Raw genomic sequence first — 8,915 nt, 5'->3', positions numbered from 1 at the left:
CCTCGGCGCGTCCCGGCTCGTCCCTCCGGCCGGACCTGGCCGATCCGGGGACGCGGGCCCGCCGGACCTGTCACAGTCCGGTGCGTGCACCGTCCCCACCGAGCGGTCCTCGCCGCGGTCGTCGCCGTCGTGGTCGGCGCGTCGACCACCGCGTGCCTGCGCACGCCCCCGCGGACCGCGCCCCCTGGCGGAGCGGGCGCGACGCCCACCACCACGGGCACCCCCACCACCACGGGCACCCCCACCACCCCGGCCGGTCCCACCACCCCGGCTGGACCCACCTCCCGAGGCGGCGCCACGGGCATGGCACCGGGACCCGGCCAGTGGTCGGAGTTCCAGGTGCAGGCAACCGCCTGGGCCGACTGGGCGCCCGTGGTGCGCACCGTGCGGCCCGCCACCGAGGGCGACGTCGACACCGTGGCGAGCCGCGCCCGCGCGGTGCTCGGCCGCGAGTTCGCAGCCACGGTCGACGCCCCCTTCGGGGAGTACACGCTCACCCGCGGACGGGTCCGGTCGCACGTCCGTTTCGGGCCGCAGGACCGGCCCGTCCTGGACGTGTATGCCGACCAGGCGGCCCTGGCGGACCCCGACCCGCAACGCCTCATGGCCGCGCCCCTCACGGTCTGCCCGCACGCGGAACGCTCCTGCTTCACGCTCACCGGCAAGGAGTCCCCCGGCGACAGGCCCCACCTCTTCGACGTCCTGACCGACTCCCTCGTCGCCCTTGCCGCGGGCGCCATGACCTCGCAGGCACAGGGGCCGGCATTCCTCGACGCCGTCCGCGGCCAGGGGGTGGCCCTTGCGACCGCGACCGTGGACTCGCCGCTCGGCGCGCTGGACTGCGTGCTCGTGGCCGAGTCGGCGAGCGACCTCACCGCCCTTGAGGGGACGCAGATCAAGCCCGGCGACAGCACGGCCGGCCACGCGGAGCTGTGCATCGACCGGCGTGGACTGGTCGTCCTGGCCCCAGGCCTGCTCCTGTCGCCGGTGACGGCGTGGACGTCGCTGCGGACCAGCGCCCCCCGCGAGCAGGACGCCTACCCCTACCCGGTTCGGCCGTACCCCTCCTGACCGTCGCCGGCGCACTGCACCGTCCGGCGCCCGGGACCCCTCCGGTCAGCGCGGCCCGCCACACAGGACCGCGCAGAACTGTGGTTGGCCACCACATGCTCGGGCCCCTCCTGCCAGACCTAGTCTCGCGGTCATGCCGACGACGCCAGCCCTGCTCGACCTGTCCGGACGCACGGCCCTGGTGACCGGCGCCGCGAGCGGGATCGGGGCCGCCTGCGTGGACCGTCTGGCTGCGGCGGGCGCCAAGGTCTACGCGGTCGACCGCGACGAGGCCGGGCTCGCGCGGTTCGAGGGCAGCGGCGTCGTGGCCCTCGCCACGGACCTCAGCGACCTCGACGCCGTGGACGCCCTGCCGGGCGACGTGGACGTGCTCGTCAACAACGCGGGCATCCAGCACGTCGCGCCGATCCACGAGTTCCCGACCGAGACCTGGGACCTCATCCTGCGGCTCATGCTCACCTCGCCCTTCCGGCTCGTGCGCCGGGTGCTGCCGTACATGTACGAGCAGCAGTGGGGCCGCGTCGTCAACGTCTCGAGCGTGCACGGGCTGCGCGCCAGCGAGTTCAAGGCCGCGTACGTCTCGGCCAAGCACGGCCTGGAGGGCCTGTCCAAGGTCACCGCGCTGGAGGGCGGCGGGCGCGGGGTCACGAGCAACTGCGTCAATCCGGCATACGTGCGGACCCCGTTGGTGGAGAAGCAGATCGCCGACCAGGCGCGCACCCACGGCATCCCCGAGGACGAGGTCGTCGGCACGGTCATGCTCGACCCCGTGGCGGTCAAGCGCCTCGTGGAGCCGGCCGAGGTCGCCGAGCTGGTGGCGTTCCTCTGCTCGCCGGCCGCCGACTCGGTGTCCGGTGCGTCGTTCGCGATGGACGGCGGGTGGACGGCCCACTGACGGCCATCGCTCCCCTAGGATCCCGGGCGATGGCCGAGCACCGCGACGACCCCGCGATGACGCTGCTGCGCCTGCTGGCCGAGGGGGCACCCGCGTCCGAGCTCGGTGCTGTCCGCGACCACTCCGGCGAGGCCCGCGAGCTCGCGCTGCGGGTGCGCGCCGCCTTCGACTCCCGGCGGCGCCGAGAGGCCGAGCTGACCGCCCTCGTCGAGACCGCGCGAGACCTAGCCTCGCTGCGCGACCCCGCCGGCCTGCTCGAGGCGATCGTGCGCCGTGCCCGGGCCCTGCTGGGCACGGACGTCAGCTACCTGACGCTCTACGACGCACAGGCCGGCGACACGTTCATGCGGGCCACGGACGGGTCCGTGAGCGTCGAGTTCCAGAACGTCCGGCTCTCCCTCGGCGACGGCCTCGGCGGCCTGGTCGCCTCGACGCACAAGCCCTACTGGAGCGCCGACTACCTGCACGACCACCGGTTCCAGCACACCGGCACCATCGACAGCGCCGTCGGTGACGAGGGCCTGGTCTCGATCTGCGGCACGCCGCTCGTGGTCGAGGACGAGTTCGTCGGCGTCCTCTTCGCGGCGAACCGCTCGCCCCGGCCCTTCTCGCCCGACCAGGTGGCGCTGCTCGGGTCGCTGGCGGCACTGGCGGCCGTCTCGATCGTGCAGACCCGCAGCGCCGAGGAGGTGCGCCGCCACACCTCGGGCGTCGAGCGCGCCGCGGCCGCGCACGACCGCTTCGCCGAGCTCGTGCTGGCCGGCGGTGGCGTGGACGACATCACCAAGGCGCTGGGCGACCTGCTCGGCGGCTGGGTCGTCTTCGTCGACTCCGAGGGCGAGGCCCTAAGCAGCCACGGCCCCGTCCCGACGGCGGCCGACAAGGGCGGACCGGCGCTGTCGGACTCCCCCGCCGTCCGCGAGACCTCGGGCACCGGGCGCCTCGCGCACGACGCCGCGCGCGACCAGTGGGCGATCGCGGTGAAGGCGCCGCAGACGCCGCTCGGAGCGCTCGTCCTCGGCGGCGCCGGCGTGCTCGACGACGCCGACCGCCGCACCATGGAGCGCGCCGCCGTCGTGTGCGCGCTGGTGCTCCTCTTCGAGCGCACGGCTGCCGAGGCCGAGCAACGCGTGCGCACCGACCTCGTCAGCGACCTCGTGAGCGGCCGCGGCGACCCGCAGACGCTGGCCGCCCGGGCGCGGTCGCAGGGCGTCGACCCCACGACCCCGCTGACCGTCCTCGTCGCCCACGCCGACGACCAGACCCCCCGCCGGACCCTGCTGCTCGCCTCCCACGCAGCCGCAGGGCCGGGCTCGGTCGTCGGCGAGCACGACGGCAACGTCGTGGCGCTGCTGCCGACCGACGACCCGCACGCCGCCGCGGTCCAGCTCGCCAAGCGGCTCGCCCGGCTCGGCGCCGTCACCGTCGGCGCGGCAGGGCCCGTGGCGGTCGGCGGCGACCTCCCGGCGGCCTGGCGGGAGGCGGTGCGCACCCTCGACGCGCTCCTGGCCCTCGGCCTGCAGGGCAATGGCGCCTCGTCGGCCCACCTGGGCTTCGCCGGCCTGGTGGTCGGGTCGACGCCGGACATCGACGGCTACGTCCGGACCCAGCTCGGCCCGCTGCTGGACTACGACGCCAGGCGGGGCTCGGAGCTCGTCAAGACGCTCCAGGCCTACTTCGACGCCGGCGGCAGCCCGCGGCACGCGGCGACGTCACTGCACGTGCACGTCAACACGGTGAGCCAGCGGCTCGAGCGCATCACGGCGCTGCTCGGGAGCGACTGGCAGCGCCCGGACGCCGCCCTCGAGCTGCAGCTGGCGCTGCGCCTGCGGCTGCTCAGCGAAGGCGCTCGGCGAGCGACGTAGCCACGGCATCGGCCGTCAGGCCGAGCTCCTCGAGCAGCTCGCCGCGCGACGCGTGGTGCAGGAACTGCTTCGGTATGCCGTGCAGGTGCACGGGCACGTCGAGCCCGGCCTGGCGCAGGGCCAGGGTCACGGCCGCGCCGATCCCCCCGCTGACCAGGTTGTCCTCGACGACGGCCACCGCGCCGGCGGAGCGGGCGAGCTCGACGAGGTCGTCGCTGACCGGCAGGACCCACCTCGGGTCGACGGCGGTCACGCTGTGCCCCTGCGCCTCGAGCTTGGCGGCGACGTCGACGGCCAGCGAGGCGAAGACGCCCACGCCGACGACGAGCAGCTCGCAGGAGTCGGCCGAGGTCTCGTGCAGCACGTCGACGCTCCCGTGCGTGCGCACGGAGGGCACGGCCTGCCCGACGTCCCCCTTGGGGAAGCGCAGGACGGTCGGGGCGTCGGAGACCTCGAGCGCCTCACGAAGCTGCAGCCGCACCTGCTGGCCGTCGCGTGGCGCCGCGAGCCGAAGCCCCGGGACGATCGAGCCGAGCGTCATGTCCCACATGCCGTTGTGCGAGGCGCCGTCTGACCCGGTGACGCCCGCCCGGTCGAGGACGAACGTGACCCCGGCGTGGTGCAGCGCGGCATCCATGAGCAGCTGGTCGAAGGCCCGGTTGAGGAACGTGGCGTACACCGCGACGACGGGGTGCATCCCGGCATACGCGAGGCCGCTGGCCATCGTCACGGCGTGCTGCTCGGCGATGCCCACGTCGAACACGCGGTCGGGGTACGCGGCGGCGAAGCCGTCGAGCCCGACCGGGATGAGCATGGCCGCGGTCAGGGCCACGACGTCGTCGCGCTCCCTGCCGACGGCGACCATCTCGTCGTTGAACTCGTCGGTCCAGATGCGGCCGCTGACCTCGAACGGCAGGCCGGTCTCGGGGTTGATCTTGCCGATGCCGTGCATGCGGTCGGCCTCGTCGTTGAGCGCCGGGGCGTAGCCGCGGCCCTTCTGCGTGATGACGTGGACGAGCACCGGGCCGCCGAACGACCGCGCCCGGCGCAGGGCCTGCTCGACCGCCTGCTCGTCGTGGCCGTCGACCGGGCCGAGGTACTTCAGGCCGAGGTCCTCGAACATCCCCTGCGGGGCGACGATGTCCTTGATGCCCTTCTTCATGCCGTGCAACGTCTCGTACATCGCGCCCCCGACGACGGGGGTCCGCGACAGGGTGCTCTTGCCCCAGTCGAGGAAGCGCTCGTAGCCGCGGGTGGTGCGCAGCGTGGCGAGGTGCTCGGCCAGGCCCCCGATCGTCGGGGCGTAGGAGCGCTCGTTGTCGTTGACGACGATGGTCAGCGGCAGGTCCTTGTCGGCGGCGATGTTGTTGATCGCCTCCCACGCCATGCCGCCCGTGAGGGCGCCGTCGCCGATGACGGCCACGGTGTGGCGCCCCCGCTCACCGCGCAGGCGGCGGGCCTTGGCGATGCCGTCGGCCCACGACAGCGCGGTGCTCGCGTGGCTGTTCTCGACGACGTCGTGCTCGGACTCGGCGCGGCTCGGGTAGCCGGAGAGGCCGCCGCTCTTCTTCAGCCGGCTGAAGTCGTGCCGGCCCGTCAGCAGCTTGTGCACGTACGACTGGTGGCCCGTGTCGAAGACGATCGTGTCCTTCGGGCTGTCGAAGACGCGGTGCAGGGCGATGGTCAGCTCGACGACGCCCAGGTTGGGCCCGAGGTGGCCGCCGGTCTTGGAGACCTCGGTCACCAGGAAGGTGCGGATCTCCTCGGCCAGCGCCGGGAGCTGGGCAGGCGTCAGCGCCTTGAGGTCTGCCGGGCTCGCGATCGTCTCGAGCAGTCCCACAGGGTGCGTCCTTTCGCCGTGCTGCGTCCTTCGCGGACCCGTGCTGCGTCCTGGGGGGAACGCCCGAGTCTAAGCCGTCACCACCACCGAGACCGAGCCGGGCAGCCCCTCCACGTGCACGCTGCCGTCACGGTCGACGGCCACGGAGAACGTGGTCGCACCCCACCGCAGGCCCCGCACCCGCAGGCTGCCGAAGGGCGGCGTGGCGGGCGGCCGCACGACGAGCTCCCCGTTCGGCACGTCGGCGCGCAGGCCGAGGGCCGTCGTGACCAGGGCGCCGACCGACGCGGCGGACCACGCCTGGGGCCGGCACGACGCGGGGTACGGGGCCGGGCTCTCGATGACGGGGGACCCGGAGTAGAGCTCGGGCCACCTGCGGTCGAACGCGGTCCCGGAGGCGACGAGCGCCCGCGCGAGGGTGCCAGCGAGGTCGCCGAAGCCCTCCCGCGACAGGCCCAGCGCAGCGATGGCGGTGTCGTGGGTCCAGATCGAGCCGGTGTGGTAGCCGATGGGGTTGAAGCCCCCGGTGTCGGTCGACATGGTCCGGACGCCGAACCGGTCGAGCAGCCCGGGCGAGGTGAGGCGCTCGGCCACGAGGGCGGCCTCGTCGGCGGTCACCGCGCCCGTGCCGAGGACGTGCCCCATGTTCGAGCCGACGCCGTCGACGGGCGACCCGCTGCCGTCGAGGGCCATGGCGAGGTAGCGCCCCCGGCCGTCCTCGACCCAGAACCGGTCGCGCACCCTGGCCGCCACCTCCGCGGCCTGCTGCGCCCACCGCCCGGCGTCGTCGCGCCCCAGCGCCTCGAGCAGGTCGGCCGCGCCGGCGAGCGCCTCGACGGCATACGCCTGCGCCTCCACCAGCGCGATGGGTGCGTCTGCCACGCGGCCGTCGCGCATCCGCATCGAGTCGCCGGAGTCCTTCCACCCCTGGTTGGCCAGGCCGTGACCGGTGGTGTCGATGTACTTGAGCAGGCCGTCGGTGTCGGGCCGGCCCGGGCCGGTGAGCCAGCCGAGGGCCGCGTCCAGGTTCGGCAGCAGCGCCCGGACCTGCTCCTCGGGCAGGCCCCACCGCCACGCGTCGACGAGCAGGCAGACCCACAGCGCCGTCGCGTCCACCGTGCCGTAGTAGAGCGGGGGGAGCTGGAGCGCGTGCCCGGCGGCGCCGTATGCCGTGCGACGCACCTCGTGCGGGATTTTGCCGGGCTGCTCGGCGGAGTCGGGGTCGTCGGTGGTGCCCTGGCGCCTCGCCAGCGAGCGCAGCGTGCCGCCCGCGAGCTCGGTGCCGAAGGGCAGCATGAGCCGCGCCGCCCAGATGGAGTCGCGGCCGAACAGCGTGAGGTACCAAGGGGTTCCGGCCGCGGCGAACACGTCGGCGCGGTCGAGGGGGTCACGCAGCAGGAGGTGGCGCAGGTCGGCCACCGACTCGGCGACGAGCGGCTCGAGGCGGGGGTCGTCGGCCTCCACGGCCACGTCGTCCCACGCGACGGCGTCGAGGCCGGGGTCCGCGTCGAGCGCGCTCTGCGTCCGCCGCGTCGTCGTCACGGTCACCACCAGCTCGACCGAGTCGCCGGGCGGGAGCTCGAAGGGGTGCTCGTAGACGGCCGTGCCGCCCTCGACGCCCGCAGAGGCGCCTGCCTCGACGGTCACCCCGTGGCGGGGGGCCTCGAGGTGCACGCGCGTTCCCTCGACCGACGGAGCCAGCGGGGGCTGGTCGACCATGCCCGCCTTGACCGTCGCCATGTCCGCACCGTCGGCGGCGACCTCGACCCGCAGGACCGAGCTCACGGTCGCGGCCGCACGGGAGACGAGCTCGATGGTCTCGACCATGCCGGCGTCGACGAGCTCCCGGCTGCGCCGCACCTCGACGGTCGGGTCGGCACCGGGGTCGCCGAGGTCGCGGGCGGAGGACAGGAACTGGGCCCGGCCCGCGCGCGCCTCGCCGCCGACCAGGCTCGGCTCGTCCCCGCCCACGGTCACGCGCAGGCCGCTGAGCACCCGCTCGTCGTCCACGTACAGGCCGTGCGCCGTGCCGGGGCGGACCTGGCCGTCCTCCCCCGACAGGGCCGTCACGTTGCCCCGGACGCTGATCGCCAGGTCGTGCAGCCACGGCTGGCGGTGTCGAGTGGGCATGCGGGCGGCTCCTTCGGGTCGGTGTGCGTCGTGCCGGGGCGTGGCGGCGGGCGGTGCCGCCACCTTCTCAGGTGGCGCACCATCCGCCCAGCCGGGTCCCCGGCCACTTCTTGACGACGCAGGCGCTGTGGGTCATTCTTCCGGTGGACGCTGATTTGAACGTTCCAATCGGCGACGGGGCAACCGTCCCACCACCGACCATCACTTCGCAAGGGAGCGACGTGGCACCGAGGGCGAGCCGGCAGGGCGATCGCGTGACGATCGTCGACGTCGCCGCCACGGCCGGCGTGTCGCGGCAGACCGTGAGCAACGCGCTGAACAAGCCGCACCTGCTCGCGCCCGAGACGCTCGCCAAGGTGCACGCGGCGATCGAGGAGCTCGGCTTCTCCCCCAACGCCGCCGCCCAGCAGCTGCGCCGCCGCCGCGCGAGCGCCTACGGGTTCGAGGTCAACCCCTGGGGGGTCGAGCGGATGGGGCACATCCTCGACGGGTTCCTCGTCGAGATGACCGTGGCGGCGCCGGGCCACGCGGCGCACCTCGTCACCTTCGCCCCGGAGCCGGACTCGCTCATCGAGGGCTACGAGCGGCTCCTCGGCAGCGGGCTCGTCGACGGCTTCGTGCTCGGCGACACGCGGCACGGGGACCCCCGGCCGGACTGGCTGCTCGCGCAGGACGTGGCGTTCGTGTCCTTCGGTCGCATCTGGGACCGCCCCGACCTCGACTGCTGGGTCGACGTCGACGGCCGCGCCGGCATGCGCATCGGCGTCGAGCACCTGCTGTCGCAGGGCTACGAGCACGTGGCGTGGCTCGGCTGGCCCGAGGGCTCCCCCGTCGGCGAGGACCGCCGCGCCGGCTGGCTCGACGCGCTCACGTCCGCCGGGCACGAGGACGACGCGTCCCTGACGGCCGAGTCGGTGCAGGACGTGGCCCTGGCCACCGCCGCCGCCGAGCGCCTCATCGACGGGATGGGGGGCCGTGGGGCGGTCCTGTGCGCCTCCGACCTGCTGGCCCTGGGAGCGGTCCGCGCGATCCAGGCCCGGGGACTGCGGCTCGGCACCGACGTCGGCGTCGTCGGCTTCGACGACTCCGACGTCGCCGAGGCCCTGTCCATCAC

General features: G+C 74.5%; 6 protein-coding genes. 4 read left to right on the top strand and 2 right to left on the bottom strand.

The features are described from left to right. Positions 1 to 84 precede the first annotated feature (84 nt). The 3 genes from ACFUC1_RS19335 (at position 85) to ACFUC1_RS19325 (ending at position 3,831) form a co-directional block, all read left to right on the top strand. Positions 85 to 1,071: a hypothetical protein gene (locus ACFUC1_RS19335; protein WP_379122725.1), complete on the top strand. Its 987-nt coding sequence runs from the start codon at positions 85 to 87 to the stop codon at positions 1,069 to 1,071. A 133-nt stretch (positions 1,072 to 1,204) separates the two neighbouring features. Continuing rightward, positions 1,205 to 1,966: a 3-hydroxybutyrate dehydrogenase gene (locus tag ACFUC1_RS19330; RefSeq protein WP_379122723.1), complete on the top strand. Its 762-nt coding sequence runs from the start codon at positions 1,205 to 1,207 to the stop codon at positions 1,964 to 1,966. Positions 1,967 to 1,995: 29 nt separating this feature from the next. Next, positions 1,996 to 3,831: a helix-turn-helix domain-containing protein gene (locus ACFUC1_RS19325; protein ID WP_379122721.1), complete on the top strand. Its 1,836-nt coding sequence runs from the start codon at positions 1,996 to 1,998 to the stop codon at positions 3,829 to 3,831. On the opposite strand, the gene dxs is transcribed toward ACFUC1_RS19325, so the two are convergent. Next, positions 3,803 to 5,671 carry a 1-deoxy-D-xylulose-5-phosphate synthase gene (gene dxs / locus ACFUC1_RS19320; RefSeq protein ID WP_379122719.1) on the bottom strand — a complete coding sequence of 623 codons (1,869 nt, stop codon included), beginning with the start codon at positions 5,669 to 5,671 and terminating at the stop codon, positions 3,803 to 3,805. The two genes, ACFUC1_RS19325 and dxs, sit on opposite strands and share 29 nt — an antisense overlap. Positions 5,672 to 5,740: 69 nt before the next feature. Further along, positions 5,741 to 7,801 carry a glycogen debranching N-terminal domain-containing protein gene (locus ACFUC1_RS19315; protein WP_379122717.1) on the bottom strand — a complete coding sequence of 687 codons (2,061 nt, stop codon included), beginning with the start codon at positions 7,799 to 7,801 and terminating at the stop codon, positions 5,741 to 5,743. A gap of 254 nt (positions 7,802 to 8,055) precedes the next feature. On the opposite strand from ACFUC1_RS19315, the gene ACFUC1_RS19310 reads away from it, so the two are divergent. After that, positions 8,056 to 8,915: LacI family DNA-binding transcriptional regulator (locus ACFUC1_RS19310; protein WP_379122716.1), on the top strand; the 860-nt coding region annotated here is incomplete at its 3' end.

Origin of the sequence: Pedococcus sp. NPDC057267, assembly GCF_042668795.1 — a bacterium.
GTDB lineage: Bacteria > Actinomycetota > Actinomycetes > Actinomycetales > Dermatophilaceae > Pedococcus.
The sequence above is the reverse complement of the archived record's forward strand: the minus strand, read 5'-3'. Positions and strand labels throughout refer to the sequence as shown.